The following is a 24,215-nucleotide window of genomic DNA, read 5'->3' as shown; positions in this document are numbered from 1 at the left end:
TGCAATCAGGGCCCTATTCACTATTCTCATTTTTGTTTCAGCAAAGATTTTTCAAGCAGGGGGTATGGGGCCTAGGAATAGGACTATTGCAAGCGGTCATCGCATTCTCTCCTCAAGCAGCTAGACCTGGACAGGCGGCTGAAAAGATTGTCTTTTATCTGGGATCAGGGATTGAACGGTCTCTTTCTGTTGATTCTTTGACGCTCTATGCGAAAGAGGGCATTATCACCGAAGAATTTTCCGCCTATCTACCTTATCTACGTCAGCTCGATGCAGCCAGCTTGAATCGAGCCCGCGAGATTCTAACAGAGCGAGTAGATACAGATGTGACGACCGTCTCACAATTTAGCTACACCGCACAGGGGGAATATATACTCCAACAGATCGGAGAAGTTTTTCGAACAGGCGCCCGGCTATCTGGCGCAAGTGGGTTGCGGGGTGCAGCGATATTGTCCGCAGCTGATCCAGAAGAAGGATTAACCCTGTTGAATGTGATTCAACGATTTCCCACGCCAGTGCTGCGAGTAGATATCCGTCAAGGGATTGCGATCGCCCGCCAGTTCGATGCCGCATTTCAACAGTCAGATACTGCACTACAACTAGTCGAACAGCTTTCTCTAGCAAGAGCGACTGAAGATCTCCCCGGCGATACCTCTGCTATTAGACTCACCCAACTAGTCACAGAACCGGGTCCTTTTCAAGTCAGACGTCAGCCGATCCGGACAAAGGCAAGCGATCGCCCCGTCGATATCTATATACCGACCTTCTCCACCGGCTTTCTCCATAGCGCTATGCGAAGAGACGACTTTGTTTGGCCAGCGGTTGTGATTTCTCACGGACTTGGCAATGACCGTAATACCTACGCCTATCTCGCGGAGTTCCTAGCTGAGCACGGCTTCGCGGTGATCAACATAGAGCATAGAGGTAGCAGCGATGAACAGGTCTCCGGGCTATTCGCTGGGTTTAGGAACGAAGTGGTAGATACCGATGAGTTTGTCGATCGCCCTGAGATGATCTCGCAGGTATTAGACGAGCTAGAACAAAGAGATAACTTACTTGAGAAAGACGGCGGACGCATCGACTTCAATAATGTTGGCGTCATTGGTCAATCCCTTGGCGGATATACGGCCCTTGCGGTAGCGGGTGCACCGCTTAATCTCGAACAGCTGCGAACAGACTGTCCGCTCACAGAGCTAAGCTTTAACGTCTCACTACTTCTGCAGTGTCAAGCCGTCGAACTTTCACAGGAAAATAGTTTCAGCACGAGTCTTAGCTTCCGAGATCCTCGTATTCGTGCTGTGGTCGCTATTAACCCGATCACTAGTAAGCTGTTTGGCCCAGAAGGTCTCTCTGAAATAGACATTCCGCTGCTGCTGATAGCAGGTAGTAACGACACGATCGCACCGGCTCTGCCTGAACAGATCCAGCCATTCACATGGTTGACTACGGCTGATCACTTTCTGCTAGTAATGCAAGGGGCAACTCACTTTTCAACCATTGATATTACTGGAACAGAAGCGATTGATCTGCCCCCTGCAGTCGTCGGGCCTTATCCTGAAATTGCTCAAGACTATACTGAGGCAATGAGTCTGGCCTTTCTCAATACCTACCTTAAAGGCGAAGAGGAATATGCTTCTGTGCTCACCAGCGCCTTCACAACTCGCTTTAGTCAGCCAGAAATTCCGCTTAGCTTAATCTCAGAACTTACGCCAGAGCAGTTAGCAGAACAGGTTAAGTAACAACGTTCATGATTCATGGGTTTATCAATCTCAACAAACCAGTTGGCTGGACCTCACATGACTGTGTTGCCCGCACGCGCAAACTCTTGGGCACCAAGAAAATTGGACACGGCGGAACCCTTGATCCACTAGCCACTGGCGTTTTGCCATTAGCGGTAGGGCGAGCGACGCGGCTATTACAATATCTGCCAGAAGGAAAAGCGTATCGAGCGGTGATCAGATTTGGAGTGATCACAACAACAGACGACCTCGAAGGTAACATCGCCAAGCAGCAAGATGCTACTGAACTAGAAGAAGCTGCGGTAGATGCGGCGCTTTCTCAATTTATTGGAAAGATTGAACAAGTTCCCCCGATGTATAGCGCCATCCAAGTAGAGGGACGGCGACTATACGATCTCGCACGAGCAGGCAAAGCAGTAGAGGTTCCTAAACGGGTAGTCACCATCGAGCACTTAGTCAGTCAAAGCTGGAAGCCAGGCGTGCAGCCGGAGCTAACGGTAGATATTAAGTGTGGTGCTGGTACGTACATTCGCTCTCTGGCTAGGGATCTAGGTGAAGCAGTAGGGACCGGCGCAACTCTAGCAGGACTAACGCGCACTTACAGCAGCGGATTTAAACTCACAGATAGTCTCACTTTAGAAAACTTGGAAAAGGCGATCGCACAGAATACTTTTGCACCCGTTTCAGCTGGAAAAGCGATGGAACACTTAGCGGCAATCACGCTGCCGCCAGATCTAGCTCGGCGTTGGCAGCTGGGGCAAAAGCTAGAAATTACAGCGGGTATTCCTATCCCTCAACCGATCGGCGATCACGCCAACTATCCACCAGTTCGCATTCTAGAAGCAACTACCCAAACATTTTTAGGAATCGGCGAAATTCGTAGCCTGCCTTTTGACCCTCTACCTTCTGACCCTCTATCAGTAGAGTGCGCTACCAAGATTCTGGTGCCAAAGCGCGTCTTCTTAACAGCAGATTAACGCTACTCATGTTTGTAACTTTTGTTCACACGCCTCTTAATAACTCTCGTAGTGTTTAGGACATACTCATCGGCTTAAAGCGTTACGGGGCAACAGGCAACTCTACCCACGAAGTAAGGATGCATCCTTACTTCGCGACAACTATTAATGAAGAGGAGAGAGATTACGATATGATTAAGATTACTGTTACAAGCGCGTTTGGAGATAGGAAATGGTAACGCTCAAAATCGTTGTATATCTTACGGTTTCATTCTTTGTTGGCCTCTTTATCTTCGGATTTTTGAGTGGAGACCCTGCCCGCAATCCGAGTGGTAGAGATTTTGATTAATTTGTACGCCTAAGAGCAAGCCCTAGGATACAAACCCCAGGATACAAACTAAAAGCTCAGGACCTAGAAACGATGTTGCATTGCGTCCTGAGTTTTTTATGTCAAATTTTTAGAGTATAAAGGCGCTTTGACTAGTCAGATAGTCAGACTGATATTTCAGCTGACGATAAGGCCAGTTCATAACCCGGTTAGTTCGCTATGGTCAATTCTCGTAGCTGTGTGAGAGGGTGTATGGGTCAGTTCGAGATAGGGGGCATGTCCATATGGTTCAAATTAACTTACCCCCTCAGCCGGTTGCTGTAATTGAGGCGATCGCTGAACAAGCACAAAGGCCACAGAACTTTCTACAGCATCATACACAGCTTGTAGAAGTCACCTCCTCCCGTCCCCAACCCCGCTTATCGATGCTGGTAGATGGGCTCGAGCAGCAGGGTAAGGGAATAAAACAAACGAACTCCTTCTCGCCAGTTGAAAACACGGCCTCAACATCACTTGCCCAAACCACCCATACTGAAATACCCGGCGTAGGATCTAGCCCGATAGACGTGCCTAGCCCGGTAGACACCAAACTTGAAGAGAACCTAGAAACTGAAGAAGACCTAGCCCCCGAAGCAATCTTCTTAGAGCCGAACGAAACTGAAGCGAGTGAGCAACCCTCGGACGAAGAATTTATCTCGCGGCTATCGCTTACAGCCGATTCCCAAACCTATGATCCAGAAACGCAAGTCATTACAGCCAGAGGTGACGTGCGTTTACAAGTCGGCGATTCTGTGATTGAAGCCGACCAGGCTTGGGTAAATCTAACCAATCGCTTTACCCTAGCCGAAGGAAATGTACTACTGACTACAGGCGGACAACTAGCGCGAGGGAATAGCGCTGAATATAACTTCATCCAACAGGCAGGAGTAATTAGGGGCGCCGTTGGAACATTGTTCCTTCCTGATATCGAAGAGGATTTTGCGTCTCCTTTAGCAGGCGGCAGTCGCTCGCGGCGGGTCTTTGACCCAGTTAATCGTAACCCATCGCTCGAAGTTGTTAATGACGGCAATGTCCAAATTGGTGTCCAAGTTGGCAGTCGCTCTTTCAATCAGCAAGCTCCTAGAGGTAGCGACGGGCAGTTTAGCCAGCTTCGGTTTGAGACCGATGAGCTCTCTTTTGGCGTAGAAGGTTGGCGAGCGGAATCGGTACGGATTACGAACGATCCCTTTTCACCCCCAGAAGTAGAACTCCGTGCCGACAGTCTGCTGTTACGCAACCTATCGGCTACTCAAGATGAACTTCTACTTAAACGACCTAGATTAGTTTTCGATCAAGGGTTGGCATTGCCGTTGCTGCGATCGCGCATTCTTATTAATCGAGGCGACGTCGATTCAGACGACATTAACCCGGTACCAGTCGCAATTGGCATAGATGAACGAGATCGCGGCGGTCTATACATCGGTCGTCAAATTCCTATTGTCACCACCCCTAGAACTCGACTCTCTATCACCCCTCAGTACTTCGCAGCCCAGGCATTGAGCGGTGATACTAACTCGCCAATAGATCTCGAAAACTTTGGGACAACTGCCAGGTTAGATAATCGCCTTTCTCCTACCACTCGGCTTAGCAGTAGAGCCGAAGTCAACGGTTTTGACTTTGAAGACATCACTGAGGACATTCGTGCTAGCGTTAGCGTCGATCAGGCGCTCTCTCGGCACAGACTATCCCTTCAATACAGCTACCGCGAGCGCCTCTTCAATGGGTCACTAGGCTTTCAAGACGTCCAGTCAAGTGTAGGAACTATCCTTCTTTCACCAACCTTCACACTTGGCAAAACTGGACTCAAGCTCTCCTATCAAGCGAGCGCTCAGCTAATCAACGCCCGGACTGACCAACAAGACCTACTCCTTGCCAGTGGATCTGATACTGGCCGAGTGACGTTAGGGCGCTATCAAGGCAGTGTTGCCCTCACACGCAGCTTTAACCTTTTACGCGGTAAGCCCAAGCCCGCGACTCAAGAGGAAGGTCTGCGGTTTACACCGCGCCCAGTCGTGCCCTATCTAAATCTCAATACAGGCATCCGCACTACGCTCACTCACTATAGCAGCGGCGACTCACAGAATAGTCTGCTGGCGAATATCGGCCTAGATGCTCAGCTCGGTCACTTCTCCCGTAACTTTGGCGACTATACTCGCTTGTCCCTAGGTTACTCTCAGTCCTTCATCGGGGAAGCAAGCTCTCCTTTTTTGTTCGATCGGTTGGTAGATCGTAACGTCCTTTCCGTAGGCGTTGCACAGCAGTTGTACGGTCCAATTATTGCTGGGTTCGAGACGGCCTTTAGTGTCGATTCGGGCGATTCTGTAAGCACAGCATACTCGCTGGAGTACAGCCGCCGCACCTATGGCATTCTGGTGCGATATAACGCCACTCAATCGGTCGGTTCTATCGGCCTCCGGCTTAGCAACTTCAACTGGGTAGGTGAGACCGACCCCTTCGATACTCCTCGAATCAGACAGGTCGAAGCGGGCGTGGTCGAAAGATTTTGATCAGAAGCAAAACAGCAATACGATCATAAAATAAGACTACTAATAAGCACACTTGCCTATTGTTAAAAGATGAGGCTAAATGGTAAGTGTACTCTCTTAATGTAAACACGCTGGGCTCTTTAGTAAGCTCATACATGAGCTAAGCTCGCAGACTCATTGAACTTCAGTCGTAGGAAGTCACTTCTTGGAATAGGCAGCATCTCTTATGACCCTAGCCACATTTTCCACATCGATAGAGGCGCAGCAAGCCGCTGTTCTACTAGAAGGGTATCGCTTCGAGGTAGGCAATCACGACGCGCGTCAGTGGGTTTCACTGTGGTTAGAATTTTATCGCCCCGTATGGATCCGCGATGCTGTGGTTGAAGCGCTCTATCAAGGTCGTTATAAGTCGCGCTCCGTCAAACAGATTCTAGAGTTGTGGGAACGCCGCGGTCAGCCTGTTCGTCATGCCACCCATGAGTTTGAAGCGGCTATCTGCCGGGAGTTTGGCGAAGTGAAGTTAGTGACGACATTGCCTCAATCTACGATTGAATCTATTCAAACTAATCAAGAAGCTCCTCTCAAGGAACGCGCTAGCCGCCGCATTCACCAGTCACTATCGGCGATGGCCTTCCATCCAGGAATACCTGATTTGGCGAAGGAAATAACTCCGGCCAAAGCAACTACAGCTAATGAGTCAACCGGATTACCTACGAGCAATCGACAATCAACATCTGGGCCGACAGAGACGGTCGATTTATTGCGATCGCACCAGCAGCACAGCATTCCATTCTCCTCGGCCAGAGCGATTCAACCCTTTAAGCCAGCCTTGCCTTTCTCTGCGCAGACTCTTCGACTGGCCAAGAAGAAGGCATTTGCCACTACCTAATCTGCCTTTGGAGGCTTTACGCCCAGACGAATTTCAGAGCAAAACGAAGCGATTCGTAGACCATCCGTTAGCTCCATCATTCCAGTACGCATACGTAAGTTGTCATTAATAAACCATACACGCTCTGTAGATTGGGCCTGATCATCTTCGGTCACAATCGTCAGGACTTCGTCTTCTAGCAAGTAGGTACTTTGCTGTACTCTTTGGCTTGGTCCCCCACTGCTGACTAGCTTTCCATGACCTGATGCTGAAGAGTCTGGAGCAAACGGCACCATCAAGGTTGTCGATATCGATGGCTTGGTATCTCCCTCAATCGTACTGCTCTGCTGAATTTGCAGTCCACACAGTGGTGCACCAGAGCTTTGATCGCTCTCACTTAAGCTTTCACAAAGCGTCTGAACCTCAGCAGAATCTGATGCTAAGAATGAGACTTCCAAATCAGACTTGCCCGCTTTAGACTGCTGAGTCGAAAGGGCGTGAGTCGTCCGTTGAGAAAACCATCGCCCAGCTAGTTTTTCAAAAAAGTTCACAATTTCCATAGGGTCACTTTTGATAGCGCTGAAAACAAGTCTACAGTTCTTTACTTCCTTTAATTTTACGCGCAAGCGGCGGCGGCACTGTTCTATCTCAAACGGAGTCAAGTTCTATTGTTTCCTTACGCTTCGGGCTTTGTGGGGCTCGCGCAGACACAGTGAATGATAAGCTAGCCAGTGGAAAATAAAACAAATATCTAAGAGCGCCCACGCCATGACCGGATCGAACCAAACCCCTCTTCTACTACGGGCAGCCCAAGGCCAATCGGTTGAGCGTCCTCCGGTTTGGATGATGCGTCAGGCAGGTCGCTATATGAAAGCCTATCGAGACCTGAGAGAAAAGTACCCCTCCTTCCGCGATAGATCTGAGATCCCAGAAGTTGCCATTGAAGTCTCGCTTCAACCCTGGAAAGCATTCAAGCCCGATGGTGTGATTCTCTTTTCAGACATCGTCACACCGCTACCTGGCATGGGTGTGGCTATGGACGTAGCTGAGGGGAAAGGCCCAATCATTGATGAACCCATCCGCTCTCAAGCGCAGATCGACGCACTGACCACGCTCGATCCCGATGAGTCAATGCCCTATATTCGCAAGATTTTAGGCGCCTTGCGAGAAGAGGTTGGCAACCAATCGACCGTCTTAGGCTTTGTGGGTGCGCCTTGGACACTAGCCGCCTACATTGTGGAAGGCAAAGGGTCTAAGACCTACTCTGTAATCAAGAATATGGCATTCTCTCGACCTGAAATGCTACATAGTCTGCTCAGTAAGATCGCAGACAACATTGCTATCTACGTTCGTCATCAAATTGACTGCGGCGCCCAGGTAGTACAGCTTTTTGATTCTTGGGCAGGTCAGCTGAGCCCGCAAGACTACAAGACTTTTGCACTTCCCTACCAGCAGCAGATTGTGCGGCAGGTTAAAGAAACGCATCCTGATACACCACTAATTTTGCTCGTGAGTGGCAGCGCAGGGGTACTAGAACTGATGGGCGAGTCGGGTGTAGATATTGTCAGTGTTGACTGGTCGGTAGATATGGCGGATGCGCGTCGCCGCCTTGGACCGAACATGATGGTGCAAGGCAATGTTGATCCGGGCGTGTTGTTTGGATCTAAGGAAGTGATTCGCGATCGCATTATCGATACCGTCCGCAAAGCCGGTAGCAAAGGCCACATCCTTAATCTTGGGCACGGCATCCTGCCTGGCACTCCCGAAGAAAATGGGGCGTATTTCTTCGAGGTAGGCAAGCAAGTTAACGAACTACTAGCGACGGCTGTTTAGAAATCACGACATCGATGGAGTTAGACATCGATGGAGTTAAAGAGTTAGCTTCTCAATTCTGCAAGTAATCAAGTGGCCCACGGCACCAAATGTCTTGGGCTTTTTCATGTCAGAATAAATAGGCTTTCTCAGCGACATGACTCATGCGTATTTTCATCACCGGTGCGAGTGGCTGTATTGGCCATTACCTGGTAGAGACCTTAATAGAAAACACGGATCATGAGCTGTTTTTGATGATGCGCAATCCGGCTAAGCTACAGGTATCTGTAGACCAGCGCCCCGGTATTCATGTGCTCCAAGGCGATATGCGAGAGATCGCTCAGTTCGCGGATTTGCTAAAGACAATGGACACCGCGATCTTAGTAGCAACCTCGTGGGGCGATCCGAAAGAAAGCTATGAAATCAACGTCGAAAAAACGCTAGAGACGATGTCTTTGCTAGATGTTGAACGTTGTCAGCAGGTGATTTATTTCTCGACGGCCAGCATTCTCGATCGAGACAATACGCCGCTGAAAGAGGCAGGTGAGATCGGGACAGACTATGTGCGTACTAAATATATTTGCCACCAGAAACTGCAAGCGTTGGCGATCACGCCCAAAGTCACCACCGTTTTTCCTACTCTAGTCTTCGGTGGCAGCGAGACCAAGCCCTACTCTCACATTTCTGGGGGACTGCCTGAAGTCGCAAAGTATATTAGCTTGATTCGCTTTCTCAGTGCCGATGGTAGCTTGCACTACATCCACGCCAAAGACATCGCCGACGTCGTCCGCCATCTAGTAGACAATCCACCTGGCGCAGAAGAGAGTAGAGAAATCGTCATTGGCAACCCTGCTAAAACCGCCAACGAAATCGTTGAAGAAATTGCTACATACCTTGGGAAACCACCTATCTTTCGAATTCCACTCTCTTTTGCCCTAGCTGACATCGTTATCAAAGTCTTCAACATCCGCATGGCCGAATGGGATCGATTTTGTATGGACTATCGCCATTTTACCTACGAGAACACAGTCACACCATCTAGCTTTGGCCTAGAAGACAACTATCCGAGTATCAAGGACGTCTTTCGCTCAGCAGGTGTAGCCCCTAAACAAAAGCTGAAATAGATACTTTCGTGGCAAAAGCATTTTGTCATCACTGGATGTCATAGCTAGCTCAGGTGACATAGCCGGCTCAGGTGCCACAACTGGCTAAGATTGCCTACACAAGGCCACGACGGTTTAGCAACTCTAGAATGTCTTTCTTTTTAAGCTGAGAACAGCCATCCAATCCAGCTCGTTTCGCAATTCTCAGCAGTTGCGCTTTCGTCAGGCCTTTAGCGCCAGCCTTCACCCGATACGAAAGCGGCCCGGGCAGATTGAGTGAGGCTCTTTGATGCATAGAGTCCCAGCTCAGCGGGCCAGCCTTCATATTGGCAGAAACACCCAGATCAGAGAGGACAACAGATACCCCTGGTAGCAGCTTGATCTTTTTTCTTAAGCGAAGTCCCATGATAAGTCAGTTGTAGTGATTGAATTGTAGCGGCACTTGCATTGAAGCATCGCTATCCATACTTAGCCTGCGCGCTAACCAACCTGCACGCTAACCAACCTGCACAAAACCAAAAGATACCTACAGCCCTATCGGATCAAGCTAGAGGCTCATCTGCTGCTGGGGCATTCGCTAGACTGCTATGACTGTTAGAAAAATCACTCTGGAGTAAGCTGCTATAGTACATCTGTCTAGACTTGGGTATCACTTGGCGCTGTTCTATGGCGATTTTCTCTTCAAAACATTCGACCTCAGAGGGTGGTAGAAAGAAGCGGCTATCGATAGATAGCAAGATAGTTTCGCCTACCCAGTCAAAGCAAACGCAGCCAGGAACAGCTTCTGATAAGAGCAACGTTCCAGTAAAAACTGACTTGTTGAAAGGCGAGGCCAGAACAACAGAGCTATCAAGGAACGAAGAGGGTATTCGCCCAGGGGCCATTAGCGACTACATCGGCCAAAAAGCGCTCAAAGAAGTCTTAAGTATCGCCATTCAAGCAGCTAAATCTCGGCAAGAGCCGCTCGATCATCTGCTGCTCTATGGTCCGCCTGGACTGGGTAAAACTACAATGGCCCTGATCTTAGCGCAGGAGATGGAAGTCGACTGCAAGATTACGACAGCTCCGGCCCTAGAGCGTCCGCGAGATATTGCCGGACTACTGGTGAACTTGAAGGCAGGCGATGTCCTATTTATTGATGAGATCCATCGGCTTTCACGAGTGACCGAAGAGATTCTATATCCGGCGATGGAAGATGCCAGATTGGATATCACCATTGGCAAAGGGCAAAGCGCCAGGACTCGGAGCATTCCACTACAGCCATTTACGCTGGTTGGGGCAACCACCCGGGTCGGCGCATTAGCCTCACCTTTACGCGATCGCTTTGGCCTAGTCCAACGTTTGAGGTTTTATGAAGTTGATGAGCTTACTCAAATTGTCCTACGGACCGCCGATGTGCTCAAGACTCAGGTTCTAGCTGACGGTGCCCAAGAGATTGCCCGGCGCGCTAGAGGCACACCGCGAATTGCTAACCGCTTGTTGAAGCGGGTGCGCGATTACGTACAGGTCAAACAGTTAGGACCGATTAACCAGCAGACAGCAGCGGAAGCTCTAGAGCTATTCAACGTTGATCCTTGTGGACTCGATTGGACCGATCGCCGGCTACTGACACTGATGATCGAAAACTTCAACGGCGGTCCGGTCGGTCTGGATACGATGGCTGCTTCTACTGGGGAAGATCCTCAAACTATCGAAGAAGTCTACGAGCCATATCTACTACAAATCGGCTATTTACAGCGGACGCCTAGAGGGCGAGTCGTCACATCAGCGGCCTGCAAACATCTCGGCTATCAAGTGCCACACAACCATTTCTTTATACCTGATGCGCCGCTACTCAACTTGATTGACACAGAGGAGCTAACTTAAAAGGGTTTACACTCATCCACATTAGGAATTCCAACACTGAGCGCGAATCCAAGCTTTTCAAAACTACGGGTCTAAGACGCTAATGATAAAGAGAATACAGCCCCACTTCCCTACAGCAGCTTCAAAGGTTCTGCGCTGTGTTGTTAGGTCCTGTGCTATCGGACTCTGTGTAATCTTACTTTCTATAACGGCTATTGCGCCTGTTTTAGCAGAGGATAGTGCGAACACGATCGCTAGACCAGTTCTACCAAAGTCGGCAACGAATTCATATACAGTGAGCTTAGACTGGGAAAAGGTTGGTGAGCTAAGAGAAGCAGCCTTTGCAGCGACGCAGGCTGGAGAGTTTGACCTAGCAGAAGAGAAGTGGTCTGAGCTGATAGAGCAGTTACCTGAAGCTGCGCCCTTATGGAGTAATCGCGGCAATGTGCGAGTACGCCGCAACGATTTAGCAGGGGCGATCGCCGATTACAACCAAGCGATCACGCTAGCCCCTACTGAGCCAGACCCTTATCTGAACCGAGGGGCACTGCGAGAAGCTATGGGGGAATGGGAAGCGGCAATCGCTGACTACAATCAGGTTTTGCAAATTGATCCTGACGATCCCGCTGCTTACAACAATCGAGGGAACGCAGAAGCTGGCTTAGGGGAATGGGATCTGGCGATCGCAGACTACCAAGCAGCGATTACTTTGCAGCCTAGCTTTTCTTTGGCCTATGGCAACTACGCCCTAGCGCTCTATGAAACAGGTGATGTTCAGAAATCTTTACAGATTATGAAAAGCCTGGTGCGTAAGTATCCTAGCTTTGTCGATATGCGCGCCGCACTGACAGCCGCTCTATGGGAAACCGGACAGCGCGGTGAAGCAGAAAGCAACTGGGTGGCTGTCGTGGGACTAGACACCCGCTATAAAGATCTCAAGTGGGTCAAAGATGTCAGGCGGTGGCCACCTAAAATGGTGACTGCTTTAGAGCATTTTCTGACGCTCTAAAAACTCTAATCACTTCTAATAGCAAGCCATCATACGGTGAGCAACCGCCGGATACATTCGGCGATTGCTGATGCGCTTAGCTCCATATGCATCAACGATTATCCTTATCCACGAATATGTAGAGATAAGTGGCGAACGCTATATTGCTCTTCATTGGATGAAGGAACCTAAGCGCATTAGACAGGTGCAACTAACGACGCTCCTGTAGATAGCCAATGTACGTAAAAAGTATCAGCGTATACACGGTTATACGTAGACCTCTAGCGAGCTAACATCACAGTAGATTCCTGTATAGAGCTACTAAAGATATAGCAGCATGCGACTGCTTACTCGAATAGAAGTCATGTCTACCTATCCCTACAGTCACTGGGGTCTATATTGTACAAGGGTTGCACCTACATTGTTGTACTTCAGGTAAGTAACAAACGTGATAGCGCTTTTCTTTTTGCTTCGAAGTAATGAACGATGAAGACATAGAACAACACAGATAAAAAGCTAATCGCAGCTACGTACTACTCATACAAGTCTCATACAAGTCAGCTTTGCTTAAGCATGTTGAACACTTTATAGCTCCTTTTTTGGAAGGGCAGACTTGCTAGCCATCCGTAGAATGTATCAACCGTAGCTATTAAATGGCCTGATTTTAGCTTTGCCTTTGACTATAGAACTCCTCAAGCAAGCTTTTGGTGCTGTATGTACTAGATAGAGTTCGCCAAATAGACGCAATCAATCGATCAGCAATCAATCGATCAATAGTATTCCCACCTTGTAGGATACGTGTCTCACATTCTAATGGAGAGTCATATGCGTGAGCCTCTTTAGGCTCCATCGTCTAGGCTCAGTTGCCCTTTGTTGAATTGGTTAGTTGGATTAGTTAAAAGGGCTTAGCTCGAAGGAAACTGCCTATGCTTACATATGTAACTGAAGGAATAAACCCTCATACCTTGCAACAGGTTCCGCAGAGTAATCAGTTTGCACTGCGAGATCTGCAACCACAAAGACTTGTTCAGCAGCAACGGCTTAGAGAAGTCGAGCGCAAGATTAGGAGAACGCTCGACTTAAAGACCGTCTTAGGAACGACTGTTGTCGAGATCGCAAGACTGTTTGGGGCTAGCCAAGTCGTACTGATACAACCTGATCGGACACATACGACATATCAACAGGTTTCTCGCTATTGTCAGAATCAATCCCTATCTTGGCAGTTGCCCTTTACTTTTTGTCACGCTGATTTTCCCTCGCTTCTAGAACAGCTTTGGCAAGGGCAGCCTATTGATCTATCTCTTGCTTTATCTCAAACGAACGAGTCGGTTGACGAGTTTAGGCAATCATATTGTTCACTCAAGCAAGACATACAGCGCTGGCAGGCACGCTGGCTAGGGAACTGGCTGTTAATCCCTGTCCAAAACGCGCTAGTACCTTCTGCGACTAGTCGCCTATCGCAGTCTCCTTCACAATGTGGTGCTTCGCAGTATTGGGGCATCCTGGCGCTGGCACTGGCAAACGACCAGACCTGGTCCGCATCTGCCGTTACAGATACTCAAAGCATTGCTACTGAGCTAGCTTCAGCGATCGCACATAGCATCCAACACCAAGCGCTCATTACCAATAACCAGGCACTTCAAAAGCTAGCACTCTCTGACGGGCTCACTAGCATCGCGAACCGTCGACGATTTGATGAATATATTGAAGATGAATGGCAGCGGCTCGCTAGAGACCAGCAGCCACTCTCTTTAATTTTGTGTGATATAGATCAGTTCAAACTCTACAACGATACCTTTGGCCATCCAGCAGGCGATCGCTGCCTGATCCATATCGCTAGGGCACTTCTGCAAGTTTCCCAACGCTCCGCTGATTTAGTTGCTCGCTATGGCGGAGAAGAGTTCGCCATTATTTTACCGAACACAGATACTCATGGCGCTTGGCGCGTAGCCCAAAACATTCACTCAAGTATACGTGGGCTGCAGATCGCTCACGCAGCTAGCAGCAACGAGCCCTACCTGAGCGTTACCCTCGGCATTGCGACTATCATTCCAGGCCCCGATAGCACACCCCAGGTGCTGCTTCAGGCATCGGATATCGCGCTCTACTACGCTAAGCAACAAGGCCGCAACCGCACCTATATCAACGGTCACCATAACACCATTAACCATAGCGACCTCATCCCCAAAGCAGCAGTCGATGCCAAACTTGAGCTAACACCGAATGGATAATCAATTTTAACCAGGCAACCCTTGCTAATGCCTAAGCGCAAAAGGCACCCACTCTCGTAGATTACTAAGTCTCACAGATTACTAGGACTACCACTACTGAGATTACTTCAGCCTGGATGATTACTGATCTTGATAGTTTGCTAGCCGCGCGAAACTGTCTGGCGTCAGACTTGCCCCACCTACTAGCGCACCATCGATCTCGCTTTGTGCCATAATCTCGTCTACATTCTCAGGCTTGACCGAACCACCATACTGAATAGATACTTCCTTATTGTCTAAGAGTGCACGAATTTTACCAATGACAGCATCCGCTTCATCGGCCGCACAGGTGTCTCCTGTACCAATTGCCCAGATTGGTTCATAGGCAATTACCAAATTAAACTGGTTAATATCGACTAACGCTTTTTTAATTTGGCCAGTAATCACAGATTCAGTCTGATCGGCATCGCGCTGCTGCTTAGTTTCACCTACACACAAAATTGGCGTTAGACCATGGAGCTGAGCCGCCTTTAGTCTGGCGTTCACCGTTTCATCCGTCTCTCCGAAGTATTGCCTACGCTCACTATGGCCCACCACTACGTAGCGCACGCCTAGTTCTTTTAGCATGACACCCGAGACTTCACCCGTGTAGGCACCTTCTCTTTCCCAATGCACGTTTTGAGCGCCGACCTGCACCCGACTGCTCTGTAGCTTATCGACTAATAGACCTAGCGTAGTAAATGGAGCGCAGAGCACAATTTCTCTTTCCTCAGGAACACTTTCTAGCTGAGGCATCAACTGCTGCACAAACGCAGACGCGTCTGCCTGAGTTTTGTGCATCTTCCAATTACCAGCAATTACAACTTTTCGCACGGATATTCTTCTATAGGCATAGCACCCTAGATCGTACAGGTAAATGATTGCCTCCGGCAATCAAGTATGAAGGATGAGCGCGGAATGATGAAGTAGTCAGAGCAAATTTCAATTCCGTTATTCATCATTCCTTGCTGATCACTTCTTACTCGTCATCAGGCAACGCCTGCTGCTGCCTTAGCCTTTTCTGCCTCATCAGGATGAATGCCTAGTCGAGTTAGATTCACGCGGCCACGGTTGTCAATCTCACGAACTTTGACTAAAACTTCGTCATCCACGTCGACCTCATCTTCTACCTTGTTCACCCGATAGTCGGCAAGCTGAGAGATATGAATCATGCCTTCTTTACCTGGCATGATCTCAACAAAGGCACCAATCGGAATCACGCGAGTCACTTTGCCCATGTAGACGTTACCCGCTTCTGGTACATGGGTGATACCTTCGATCATCTTCTGAGCCTGCTTGGCTTTATCTGAGTCGACCGCAGAGATAGTCACTGTACCATCGTCTTCGATGTCTACTTTAGCGCCCGTTGCTTCCGTGATTGCCTTAATTTGCTTACCGCCAGGGCCAATCACCATGCCAATCTGATCAGGTTTGACTTGCATGGTTAACAGACGAGGTGCATAGGGAGAAACTTCAGTGCGAGGCTTATCTAGTTCCCCTAACATTTTTTCGAGAATATGCAGCCGGGCAGGACGCGCTTGGTTGATCGCTTCACCGATCACTTCCATCGGCAGGCCAGTAATTTTCATATCTAGCTGTAAAGCAGTGATACCGCTTTCAGTCCCCGCTACCTTGAAGTCCATATCGCCTAGGAAGTCTTCAATCCCTTGAATATCAGAAAGGATACGGACTTCATCGCCTTCTCGAATCAGACCCATAGCCGCGCCGCTAACAGGCTGCATGATAGGTACACCTGCATCCATCAACGATAGGGTCGAACCACACACCGAGCCCATCGAGGTAGACCCGTTAGAAGAGAGACATTCAGAAACGACCCGGATAACGTAGGGGAAGTCTTCTTGTGAGGGAAGTACCGGTATGAGAGCGCGCTCGGCTAAAGCGCCATGCCCCACTTCACGACGACCTGGCGATCGCATTGGCCGAGTTTCCCCAACCGAATAAGGGGGAAAGTTGTAGTGGTGTAAGTATCTCTTTTCTTCGCCGGGATGAAGATCGTCCATCATCTGAGCATCGCCTGGTGTCCCTAAGGTCGTAACCGACAGCACCTGAGTGAGTCCTCTACGGAAAAGACCCGTGCCGTGTACACGAGTAGGCAGTACGCCTGTTCGACAGGTGATTTTACGAATTTCATCCAGCTTGCGACCATCTACTCGAACGCCTTCTTCTAAGATCTGCGATCGCATTAGCTTTTTAGTCAAACTTTTGAATGACTTACCTAGCGCCTTGCTGTTGCTATCAATTGCTATACGAACAGCATCGTCCTCATCTTTAGCTGCAATTTCTTCGGCGATGGTCGCTTTGATAGCATCTAGTTTGCTATCTCGTTCAGATTTGGACTGATCGAACTGCTTGAGGACTTCTTTAATATCGGCTGTCGCGCGATCACTGAGAAACGCTTCTAAACTAGGATCGGCTACAGGCGCGGGTTCAGTAGGCCTTTCCAGTCCCAGCTCTTCTACCAAATCCAGCTGCGCTTGAATTAGATCGCGAACCACTTCGTAGCCAAAGTCGATCGCCTCAATTACATCCTGTTCAGGTAGCTGGTTGGCGCCGGCCTCAACCATAATCACGCCATCAGGTGAGCCGGCAACGATTAGATCGAGTTCTCCATTTTCAATCTCTTGATAGGTAGGGTTGATAATGAAGTCGTCTCCAACTAACCCTACGCGCACGGTCGCCATCGGACCATTAAAGGGGATCTCAGCTAGCAAAACAGCAATTGACGCGCCAGTCGCTGCTAAGACATCAGGGGGGACATCCTCATCCATCGAAAGGGTGGTTGCGACAATTTGAATGTCATCACGAATCCACTGGGGGAATAAGGGTCGCATGGGCCTGTCAATCAGGCGACTGGTTAATGTTGCTCGCTCAGGAGGGCGGCCCTCTCTACGCAAAAATCCACCGGGAATGCGACCTGCGGCGTATAGTCGTTCCTCGTAATCTACTAGCAAAGGCAGGAAGTCAATCCCTTCTCTACCGCTAGAGCGTGTAGCTGTAACCAATACAGCCGTATCGCCAGAACTTATCAGCACCGAGCCTCCCGCTTGCGGAGCAAACAGTCCCGCTTTTAGCTGAATGTCTCGGCCGTCGATTGAAATCGACTTATCAATTTCCTGCATTGATGCGTCCTTATACTCTCTTTAAGTTTTCTCATTTTGTGCTTTGGCAATCGTATCACTGATGACGAAGCCTTGCGCTTGCGGTGACGAAAGCGGCTAAAACTCAATCTGCTTTGATATGACGAGGGTTTAACTGCTTCACAAAGACTTGACTACCGTTTTCGTAGAGTCACGTCACAATGTTTAATCAGAGTCCGACCTTTACTATCTTCTCAACATGGCGATTCTTGTAACTGGCGCTGCCGGGTTCATTGGGTTCTACCTATCACTAAGGCTTTTAGAGGCAGGCAAGTCAGTCTACGGCATAGATGTCATGAATGATTATTACGACGTCTCTTTGAAAGAGGGCAGACTAGCTCAGCTTAAGCCGTTTTCAAACTTCAGCTTTGGACAGATAGACATTAGCGATCGCACGGCTATGAGCGATCTTTTTGGACAGCATTCGTTTGAGTGTGTGGTGCATTTAGCGGCCCAAGCAGGCGTGCGTTACTCCTTACAAAATCCACTTGCATACGCGGATAGCAACCTGTTGGGCTTTGTCAATATCTTAGAAGGCTGTCGTCAGAGTAAGGTGGGTCATTTAGTCTTTGCTTCCTCTAGCTCCGTCTATGGCAAGAACAAGAAAGTCCCCTTTGCCACAGACGACCGAGTCGACCATCCCGTCTCACTCTATGCCGCAACCAAAAAGTCGAACGAGTTGATGGCCCATGCCTATAGCCACCTGTACGGTTTACCGATGACGGGGCTGAGGTTTTTCACGGTGTATGGCCCTTGGGGCAGACCAGATATGGCGTACTTTAAGTTTGTCGATGCGATCGCCAAAGGAAATTCAATCGATGTCTATAACCATGGCAAAATGAAGCGCGACTTTACCTACATAGACGATGTTGTTGAGGGCATTATCAGAGTTATGAATCGTCCTCCGACCCCACTGAGTAAAGCAGAAGCCGCTGCCGAGAATAAAGATACCAACGCTCCTTACAAGATCTACAACATCGGCAATCACAGCCCTGTCACGCTCATGGACTTCATCACCACCATTGAGGTGGCTATGGGCAAAAAAGCAGAGAAAATCATGCTGCCAATGCAGCCAGGCGATGTCCCTGTCACCTACGCCGATGTACAAGATCTAATGGACGATGTTGGATTCAAGCCTTCGACACCACTGTCTGTGGGCATTCAGAAATTTGTAGACTGGTATAGAGAGCAGTATGGCGTGTCATGAGCAAAGGATACGCTTGCTCAAGTGCAGCACTCTACACACAGCTCGACCGACAGTTCTCCACGTCCGGTTCTACATACTCGACTTGAGTTTATCAGTGAGATCTACGTGGTGAGATCTACAAGAGTAAGACCTTGCTAAACAAAACCTTTAGGCGAAATCTTTAGATATTTAGATGAATGGAGCTAAGGAGATTCGAACTCCTGACCCCCTCAATGCCATTGAGGTGCGCTACCAGCTGCGCTATAGCCCCTTATTCTACGGTCCGTCTTAAGCCACTGTTTGCGGTTGTGTCATTAAGCAAACCAGCTTAACCGAACATTTGCTTAGACTACTATAATTACGTAGAAACGAGAATTGCGTCAACCATCTATGACCGCTTACCCCCCCAGCGCATCTAGCGCCAAACCCGGCGAACCTGACAGTCCAGAAAGTCTAGATCAGCTGGAAATTCAAAGCACCGTTCAAAAGCTACGACGCAAAGAGGGTAGCTGGGTAGATTGGGGCAAAGCCTGTCAGAGGCTGCAAAGAGCAAAGATGAGCCCTCAAGACGTTTTTGAGGCGACTGGGTTCGAGCCCATCCAGCAAAACCAGCTAATCGTCGCCGCTCAGGTCTTTGACTCTATGCTGGCGGGTGGCGTGAGTGAGCAAACCGCAACCCACTATCAAACTAGAGGCAGTGATAGCCTCTACGAATTTAGAATTCTGCCTCAAGAGCGCCGCGCTACCGCTGCTGATTTTGCCTTTAGCCACGGTCTAGATAGCGAGCAGGTTAAAGAGATCGTTAAAGGGCTTAGAGACTTTTACTACAGCGAAACGCCACCCCCTGGCTTTGAGAAAACCATGGGCGACGCCGCTGCCTATTACTACTGGCGCTTAGCCCGTCAGCAAAGTGATTTGCAAGCGAGATCACGGCTGATTGCACAGAGTTTGCGATTTGCAACCTCTGATAGCGCTCGTAGCAAAATCGAAAAGCTACTAATCGACTTCACAGTGGTATCGTCAAAAGCTGCGCCTAGACTGCCCATCTTCCGGCTAGAGAACGAAGCCGACTCACCTGTTATCGTTCCAGTAGCAGGCCGAATGCCGCTGTCAACAGCAGACTACAAACAAGTACCGATGGTCGAACCAGAAGACGCCTTCGGACTAGTCAAATTTTCTGGAACCGGCGCTTGGGTGCCTGTTCCTGGATGGCAAGTCATTCTAAAGACCGAAGATCCGATTGCCCTACTCGCCAAGTATGGACAGCTGCCTAATCCACCTGATGGCTATGACGATGAAGAGGTGCTGATAATAGTCGATCGGGCTAAGCGCCAGTGGGATGAATTTAGCTATTTCATCATTGACGCAGATGGAAAAATAGAGATCAGCTGGTTTGAAACCCAGCCAGACGTCCAGATTTTGGGCGGGCTCGCTTTGATCATGCGTCCCAAGAAAATATTCGATGAGGACTATACTCAAGAGTATTGGCAGACAGACGAATAAGGATACGATATGGCCCTCGAACGCCGCTTATCTAGAGAAATATTTGCTGAAACCGAGATTGTCGAGCTTCGCCAAGTGTGTATGACCCCTAGCGGGCTATTTGAACCTGGGAAATATCTAGCTGGTCAGCTTCCTGATGCTGCTTTTGAAATGGGGCTAGTTGATAGCCTACCGCCGGTTCGTGGCAAAAGCGAACAAGTTGGCTCACCCCCAGCACAACTTGAAACTGAAGCTGAGGAATCGTAGATGTAACCATCAGCTTCAAAACTTCACGATTTGTTCTTCATACTTTCTTAGGAGTCTTTCTATCTACACCCGCCCCTTAGCTAAATTGATTGAAGAATTTCAACGCCTGCCTGGTATTGGACCTAAATCAGCGCAGCGACTAGCGATGCATATGCTGAAGCGGCCCGAAGCTGAGGTCAGAGCGTTAGCAAATGCTTTAATTGACGCAAAAAATCAGGTAGGCCAGTGCTCACAATGCTTTCACCTATCAGCTGAGCCGGTGTGCAATATTTGCCGTTCCCAGTCGCGCGATCGCAATACAATCTGTGTAGTAGCCGAATCTAAAGATGTGATTGCGCTAGAAAAGACACGTGAATACAAGGGAAGATATCACGTACTCGGCGGCTTAATTTCGCCAATGGATGGCATTGGCCCAGAACAACTGAATGTAGGGCAGCTAGTTCATAGAGTAAATAGGGAAGGCATCAGTGAGGCAATCTTAGCAATCAGTCCTAGTATCGAAGGCGATACAACTACGCTGTATGTTGGCCAGCTGCTGAAGCCATTCACCAAAGTCACTCGGATCGCGTTTGGGCTACCTATGGGCGGTGACTTAGAATATGCAGACGAGGTAACGCTAGCTAGAGCGTTAGAAGGCCGTCGAGAGCTAGACGCCTAAGCAGCGCTTGAGGAGCATCCTGGGCAAGTTAAAGATGACCTCACAACTGCCTAGAACTCAAAAAACTCTTCTGATCAAAGTTTTAGAATACTAAAATTAAAAGAGTTGTTTGAGTCAGATCAAAAACGGGCAATGGAAGTATCGGCAACCAATTAGTACGCTAACGTTTCTAACGTCTCACGCAAGTACAGTCGCACCATATTTTCTGTAGACGTAGCGGTCACTAGGGAGCTAGATTGCTCAGAGTACCAGCTTTGAAAACCAGAGCTGTTTGCGATCGCACTCTTCAAACTCTGCCAAAGCTCAGTATGTTGTGCGGGATGAGTTGAGCTGATAGATGACGAATTTGTCATAGGTGGTCTCCAGTTTGGGCTTTTAGGGGGCGTTGGGGCAACAAGTGTGGAATTGACTCACTCCTCTCATCTATTGATCCTAGCTTAAGGACCAAACACAAATTGTAAGAAAAACCACAATTTACAACAACGTAAATTGAAGGCAAATGGACTAGAGACCTTTAGTCTTGTTTAAAAGTCTAGAGCGCTATGTCAAAGCTTCAAGAGCAGCTCTCATATATAGATCTATATAGCAACTTCAGACTGTCAACTCCAGAGTCTCTACAGCACTCAATAAATCGTTACGACACCTACGAACCTCTTCTAACAGATTCAATCAACCACGCCATTGAACTAGCACCAAATACCTACGCTCGCCATGCTGCCCAAATCAATGACGCTAACTTGAAACTCTTTGATATGAAGAACGATGCGTTCAAACTTATTCGTGACAATCAGTCTGATCGGGCAATAGACTTCTTGTTTGGCAAGACCTACCAGCTATAAAAAGAAGTGTACGGGAATGGAATACAGCAGTGGTCAAAAGAGCTAACTGAACAGACTTGCAGAAGCTGATATCAATTTTGATAAAGAGGGCTTACCGAAGATTTTGAGATCCACACAGGTGGGCTCTGAACGTATTAAAGAGATTGTTCTTTCATTGAGGAACTTTTCTCGATCTGATGAACAAGGATCTAAGTCAGTGAATATTCACGAAGCGTTAGAGGATACTTTACTGATCTTGAAGCATCGATTAGCAAAAGGAACGGAACGCCCAGCGATTACTGTAGGAAAGAACTATGGAACGCTGCCTTCTGTAGAGTGCTACCCGGGCTTGCTAAAACAGGCGGTTTATGAATCTTTTGGCTAACGCTGTTGATGCAGGCAAGGAAGCAGCAGAAAGACATCAGAACAATTATCAGGGACATATTTCGCTGCGCACCTCTAGCTTTACTAGAGAAAGATGTGACTAGGTAGAGATTACTATCATCGACAACGGCCTCGGTATCCCAGTCGAGGTTCGAACTCGTATCTTTGACACTTTCTACATGACTAAACCAATAGGGAAAGGAACAGGAATGGGGCTTTCTATTAGCTATAGTATTATTTCCCAAAAGCACCATGACGACCTATCTTGTCGATCTATTGTCAGTCAAGGTAGTGAGTTTATTGTTCAGATTCCAGTTGTTGCAGGTGCATCGAAAAAATCTACTTCATCATCAGAGCATGAAGTTAGAGAAAAGGTAGAAAACAGATGATAGGAGAGATCATTCTACCTACCGCCATCGAAATATCAAAGCGATCTGAAAGATAGTCTAACTGAGCGAATAGTGGAGCTATACCCACACATAAGGTGCAATGATGAAAGCGTGAAAGCTATCACCGCATACTAAGGTCGTAGAATTGGTATGAGACTTATGATATTCGAATGCTCTCATCCAAAGGAGATAAGGGTTATCAGACTTGGACTTAAGAAGTAGTAGAAACCCCTATACGGAGCAGGCGCCGAAAGAGTCCTAAAAATATAGTTCGGCCCATTGTAGAGTAAGGCTTTAAGATCACTTGATTTGTCTTACTGTCGATCGAGTCTACTTCTTAACAAAAGAATAGTTGTATCATCGGCCTTTGGAAAGACTAAGAGTTCTGATATGTCCCCATCTCCGATAGCAGCGACCAAGATCATCATAGACACTGACCCTGGCGGCGATGATATTTTTGCCATTCTGTGGGCGCTGAGCTTGGTTAGACAACAGCATGCTGAGCTAGTTGCTATTACCACTGCAGTAGGCAACGTCGCTGCTCACCAAACCTTTAGAAATAGCAACCAAATCCTTGAACTGACTGGTTTTTCTAACATACCTGTGGGGCGTGGGGTTTTGATTCAAGAAGATTCAAAAGATGCTGCTCACATCCATGGAGCAGACGGTATGGGAAATTTATCTCGAATTCTACCGCCGTCAACCAGCGACTATGAGTCTGCTATCATGGCTGACGAATTACTAATAGAACAGTTAAATAGCAACCCCGGCACTATTACTATTGTTGCTATTGGGCCCTTAACCAATCTAGCTGCGGCTGAGATCAAACAGCCCGGCATTCTTAAACAAGCTAAGGAAGTTGTAGTGATGGGAGGGGCATTTCACTGTTCAGGAAATGTCACACCAATCGCAGAGTTCAACGTTTGGTTCAATCCTAAAGCCGCTCAGGTGGTATTTGATAGCCGCGATGATATTGTTGTATTGCCCTTAGATGTAACTCAAAATTTGGTATTCACTCAAGAGATGGCTAAGGCGGTAATTGAGCCAAATCCCCACAGCCAGCTAGCTCGGTTTATAGTGCAGCTCTGTCAATTCATGGTTGAAACCGCTCTGAAATATCGGGAAACTAGCGGAGAGTTAGGCTTTTTAATTCACGACGCGGCAACCTTGGGCTATCTTTTCTATCCTGATACGCTGGTAATGCAACGCGCGAAGATTCGAATCGAAACCCAGGGCGAATGGACGAAAGGGCAAGCTTTAATAGATACGCGTCAGTGCGCAAAGCCTAATTCAAATGCCTGGGTTGCCTTGCAAGTTGATGCTATAAAGTTCTTCACTAACTTTATCGAGGATTTGAAGTATCTGATAGCCGAGTGAGTGATCGAAGCGAGAGTGGTCACGTTAGAAAGCCTAGACTTCTAAGGTCTAGGCTTTGACGGCATCAGCACAACAATGCGTCA

At 48.3% G+C, this 24,215-nt stretch carries 23 protein-coding genes and 1 tRNA gene; 18 read left to right on the top strand and 6 right to left on the bottom strand.

Translation table 11 applies throughout. The features are described from left to right. The first annotated feature begins 32 nt into the window (after positions 1-32). The 5 genes from S7335_RS05400 to S7335_RS25750 all read left to right on the top strand — a co-directional run bounded on the left by S7335_RS05400 (position 33) and on the right by S7335_RS25750 (position 6,437). The gene (locus tag S7335_RS05400) at positions 33-1,739 is read left to right on the top strand and encodes an alpha/beta hydrolase (RefSeq protein WP_227499952.1); all 1,707 of its coding nucleotides are present in this window, start codon (positions 33-35) and stop codon (positions 1,737-1,739) included. 8 nt (positions 1,740-1,747) lie between these two features. Beyond that, positions 1,748-2,716: a tRNA pseudouridine(55) synthase TruB gene (truB, locus tag S7335_RS05395; protein WP_006455713.1), complete on the top strand. Its 969-nt coding sequence runs from the start codon at positions 1,748-1,750 to the stop codon at positions 2,714-2,716. A gap of 211 nt (positions 2,717-2,927) precedes the next feature. Next, positions 2,928-3,044 carry a photosystem II reaction center protein I gene (locus S7335_RS26660; RefSeq protein WP_006455505.1) on the top strand — a complete coding sequence of 39 codons (117 nt, stop codon included), beginning with the start codon at positions 2,928-2,930 and terminating at the stop codon, positions 3,042-3,044. 263 nt (positions 3,045-3,307) lie between these two features. After that, entirely contained in the window at positions 3,308-5,569 is a 2,262-nt protein-coding gene (locus tag S7335_RS05390; RefSeq protein WP_006455165.1) for a DUF3769 domain-containing protein, read from the top strand. A gap of 205 nt (positions 5,570-5,774) precedes the next feature. Next, positions 5,775-6,437, top strand: a complete 663-nt coding sequence (locus tag S7335_RS25750) for a hypothetical protein (protein ID WP_006455462.1) — start codon at positions 5,775-5,777, stop codon at positions 6,435-6,437. Here S7335_RS25750 and S7335_RS05380 read toward each other — a convergent pair. Next, a complete protein-coding gene (locus S7335_RS05380) occupies positions 6,434-6,976 on the bottom strand; it encodes a phycobiliprotein lyase (RefSeq protein ID WP_038015688.1) in 543 nt (180 codons plus the stop codon). The two genes, S7335_RS25750 and S7335_RS05380, sit on opposite strands and share 4 nt — an antisense overlap. Positions 6,977-7,184: 208 nt before the next feature. Between S7335_RS05380 and hemE the strand changes: the two genes are divergently transcribed. Together hemE and S7335_RS05370 are read left to right on the top strand one after the other, a co-directional pair. Continuing rightward, the gene (hemE, locus tag S7335_RS05375; protein WP_006454140.1) at positions 7,185-8,249 is read left to right on the top strand and encodes a uroporphyrinogen decarboxylase; all 1,065 of its coding nucleotides are present in this window, start codon (positions 7,185-7,187) and stop codon (positions 8,247-8,249) included. A gap of 143 nt (positions 8,250-8,392) precedes the next feature. Then, entirely contained in the window at positions 8,393-9,352 is a 960-nt protein-coding gene (locus S7335_RS05370; RefSeq protein WP_006455602.1) for an NAD(P)-dependent oxidoreductase, read from the top strand. A 94-nt stretch (positions 9,353-9,446) separates the two neighbouring features. On the opposite strand, the gene S7335_RS05365 is transcribed toward S7335_RS05370, so the two are convergent. After that, positions 9,447-9,737: a DUF4236 domain-containing protein gene (locus S7335_RS05365; protein WP_006456877.1), complete on the bottom strand. Its 291-nt coding sequence runs from the start codon at positions 9,735-9,737 to the stop codon at positions 9,447-9,449. A 260-nt stretch (positions 9,738-9,997) separates the two neighbouring features. Between S7335_RS05365 and ruvB the strand changes: the two genes are divergently transcribed. The 3 genes from ruvB to S7335_RS25745 all read left to right on the top strand — a co-directional run bounded on the left by ruvB (position 9,998) and on the right by S7335_RS25745 (position 14,395). Further along, positions 9,998-11,197, top strand: a complete 1,200-nt coding sequence (gene ruvB, locus S7335_RS05360; RefSeq protein WP_006456459.1) for a Holliday junction branch migration DNA helicase RuvB — start codon at positions 9,998-10,000, stop codon at positions 11,195-11,197. A gap of 82 nt (positions 11,198-11,279) precedes the next feature. Further along, positions 11,280-12,185: a tetratricopeptide repeat protein gene (locus S7335_RS05355; protein WP_083785045.1), complete on the top strand. Its 906-nt coding sequence runs from the start codon at positions 11,280-11,282 to the stop codon at positions 12,183-12,185. A gap of 905 nt (positions 12,186-13,090) precedes the next feature. Beyond that, complete coding sequence (locus S7335_RS25745; RefSeq protein ID WP_006455573.1) at positions 13,091-14,395, top strand: diguanylate cyclase domain-containing protein; 1,305 nt, start codon at positions 13,091-13,093, stop codon at positions 14,393-14,395. Between the two features lie 120 nt (positions 14,396-14,515). On the opposite strand, the gene tpiA is transcribed toward S7335_RS25745, so the two are convergent. Then, the gene (gene tpiA / locus S7335_RS05340; protein WP_006455478.1) at positions 14,516-15,247 is read right to left on the bottom strand and encodes a triose-phosphate isomerase; all 732 of its coding nucleotides are present in this window, start codon (positions 15,245-15,247) and stop codon (positions 14,516-14,518) included. Between the two features lie 155 nt (positions 15,248-15,402). Then, the gene (locus tag S7335_RS05335) at positions 15,403-17,553 is read right to left on the bottom strand and encodes a polyribonucleotide nucleotidyltransferase (protein ID WP_006457606.1); all 2,151 of its coding nucleotides are present in this window, start codon (positions 17,551-17,553) and stop codon (positions 15,403-15,405) included. 217 nt (positions 17,554-17,770) lie between these two features. Between S7335_RS05335 and S7335_RS05330 the strand changes: the two genes are divergently transcribed. Next, positions 17,771-18,778, top strand: coding sequence for an NAD-dependent epimerase (locus tag S7335_RS05330; protein ID WP_006456239.1), 1,008 nt, complete (start codon positions 17,771-17,773; stop codon positions 18,776-18,778). A 177-nt stretch (positions 18,779-18,955) separates the two neighbouring features. On the opposite strand, the gene S7335_RS05325 is transcribed toward S7335_RS05330, so the two are convergent. Further along, positions 18,956-19,028, bottom strand: a tRNA-Ala gene (locus S7335_RS05325). Between the two features lie 119 nt (positions 19,029-19,147). Between S7335_RS05325 and S7335_RS05320 the strand changes: the two genes are divergently transcribed. The 3 genes from S7335_RS05320 to recR are packed head-to-tail and all read left to right on the top strand — an operon-like array spanning position 19,148 to position 21,164. Further along, positions 19,148-20,260 (top strand): RuBisCO accumulation factor 1, encoded by a 1,113-nt coding sequence (locus tag S7335_RS05320; protein ID WP_006455388.1) that lies wholly within the window; start codon positions 19,148-19,150, stop codon positions 20,258-20,260. A 9-nt stretch (positions 20,261-20,269) separates the two neighbouring features. Further along, on the top strand, positions 20,270-20,506 hold the full coding sequence (locus tag S7335_RS05315; RefSeq protein ID WP_006456074.1) for a hypothetical protein: 237 nt from the start codon (positions 20,270-20,272) through the stop codon (positions 20,504-20,506). Between the two features lie 28 nt (positions 20,507-20,534). After that, on the top strand, positions 20,535-21,164 hold the full coding sequence (recR, locus tag S7335_RS05310) for a recombination mediator RecR (RefSeq protein ID WP_198011411.1): 630 nt from the start codon (positions 20,535-20,537) through the stop codon (positions 21,162-21,164). A gap of 152 nt (positions 21,165-21,316) precedes the next feature. On the opposite strand, the gene S7335_RS26655 is transcribed toward recR, so the two are convergent. Next, positions 21,317-21,517, bottom strand: coding sequence for a hypothetical protein (locus S7335_RS26655; protein WP_006454199.1), 201 nt, complete (start codon positions 21,515-21,517; stop codon positions 21,317-21,319). A 189-nt stretch (positions 21,518-21,706) separates the two neighbouring features. On the opposite strand from S7335_RS26655, the gene S7335_RS05305 reads away from it, so the two are divergent. From S7335_RS05305 to S7335_RS05290, 4 genes are all read left to right on the top strand, one after another. After that, positions 21,707-22,003, top strand: coding sequence for a hypothetical protein (locus tag S7335_RS05305; RefSeq protein WP_006456585.1), 297 nt, complete (start codon positions 21,707-21,709; stop codon positions 22,001-22,003). 196 nt (positions 22,004-22,199) lie between these two features. Further along, positions 22,200-22,367, top strand: a complete 168-nt coding sequence (locus S7335_RS05300) for a hypothetical protein (protein WP_157620098.1) — start codon at positions 22,200-22,202, stop codon at positions 22,365-22,367. A 109-nt stretch (positions 22,368-22,476) separates the two neighbouring features. Continuing rightward, positions 22,477-22,755 (top strand): ATP-binding protein, encoded by a 279-nt coding sequence (locus tag S7335_RS25740; RefSeq protein WP_083785044.1) that lies wholly within the window; start codon positions 22,477-22,479, stop codon positions 22,753-22,755. A 390-nt stretch (positions 22,756-23,145) separates the two neighbouring features. Further along, complete coding sequence (locus S7335_RS05290) at positions 23,146-24,132, top strand: nucleoside hydrolase (RefSeq protein ID WP_006457614.1); 987 nt, start codon at positions 23,146-23,148, stop codon at positions 24,130-24,132. The last annotated feature ends 83 nt before the right edge of the window (positions 24,133-24,215 follow it).

The sequence above is a fragment of the Synechococcus sp. PCC 7335 genome (genome assembly GCF_000155595.1).
Classification (GTDB): Bacteria; Cyanobacteriota; Cyanobacteriia; order Phormidesmidales; family Phormidesmidaceae; genus Phormidesmis.
This window is presented reverse-complemented; position numbering and strand designations above follow the sequence as displayed.

What these genes read in the sequence shown, in the direction of transcription:
- truB (WP_006455713.1), top strand. Translation starts at nt 1,748, where the DNA reads ATGATTCATGGGTTTATCAATCTCAACAAACCAGTTGGCTGGACCTCA.
- S7335_RS26660 (WP_006455505.1), top strand. Translation starts at nt 2,928, where the DNA reads ATGGTAACGCTCAAAATCGTTGTATATCTTACGGTTTCATTCTTTGTT.
- S7335_RS05390 (WP_006455165.1), top strand. Translation starts at nt 3,308, where the DNA reads ATGGTTCAAATTAACTTACCCCCTCAGCCGGTTGCTGTAATTGAGGCG.
- S7335_RS25750 (WP_006455462.1), top strand. Translation starts at nt 5,775, where the DNA reads ATGACCCTAGCCACATTTTCCACATCGATAGAGGCGCAGCAAGCCGCT.
- S7335_RS05380 (WP_038015688.1), bottom strand. Translation starts at nt 6,976, where the DNA reads ATGGAAATTGTGAACTTTTTTGAAAAACTAGCTGGGCGATGGTTTTCT.
- hemE (WP_006454140.1), top strand. Translation starts at nt 7,185, where the DNA reads ATGACCGGATCGAACCAAACCCCTCTTCTACTACGGGCAGCCCAAGGC.
- S7335_RS05370 (WP_006455602.1), top strand. Translation starts at nt 8,393, where the DNA reads ATGCGTATTTTCATCACCGGTGCGAGTGGCTGTATTGGCCATTACCTG.
- S7335_RS05365 (WP_006456877.1), bottom strand. Translation starts at nt 9,737, where the DNA reads ATGGGACTTCGCTTAAGAAAAAAGATCAAGCTGCTACCAGGGGTATCT.
- ruvB (WP_006456459.1), top strand. Translation starts at nt 9,998, where the DNA reads ATGGCGATTTTCTCTTCAAAACATTCGACCTCAGAGGGTGGTAGAAAG.
- S7335_RS05355 (WP_083785045.1), top strand. Translation starts at nt 11,280, where the DNA reads ATGATAAAGAGAATACAGCCCCACTTCCCTACAGCAGCTTCAAAGGTT.
- S7335_RS25745 (WP_006455573.1), top strand. Translation starts at nt 13,091, where the DNA reads ATGCTTACATATGTAACTGAAGGAATAAACCCTCATACCTTGCAACAG.
- S7335_RS05335 (WP_006457606.1), bottom strand. Translation starts at nt 17,553, where the DNA reads ATGCAGGAAATTGATAAGTCGATTTCAATCGACGGCCGAGACATTCAG.
- S7335_RS05330 (WP_006456239.1), top strand. Translation starts at nt 17,771, where the DNA reads ATGGCGATTCTTGTAACTGGCGCTGCCGGGTTCATTGGGTTCTACCTA.
- S7335_RS05320 (WP_006455388.1), top strand. Translation starts at nt 19,148, where the DNA reads ATGACCGCTTACCCCCCCAGCGCATCTAGCGCCAAACCCGGCGAACCT.
- S7335_RS05315 (WP_006456074.1), top strand. Translation starts at nt 20,270, where the DNA reads ATGGCCCTCGAACGCCGCTTATCTAGAGAAATATTTGCTGAAACCGAG.
- S7335_RS26655 (WP_006454199.1), bottom strand. Translation starts at nt 21,517, where the DNA reads ATGACAAATTCGTCATCTATCAGCTCAACTCATCCCGCACAACATACT.
- S7335_RS05305 (WP_006456585.1), top strand. Translation starts at nt 21,707, where the DNA reads ATGTCAAAGCTTCAAGAGCAGCTCTCATATATAGATCTATATAGCAAC.
- S7335_RS05290 (WP_006457614.1), top strand. Translation starts at nt 23,146, where the DNA reads ATGTCCCCATCTCCGATAGCAGCGACCAAGATCATCATAGACACTGAC.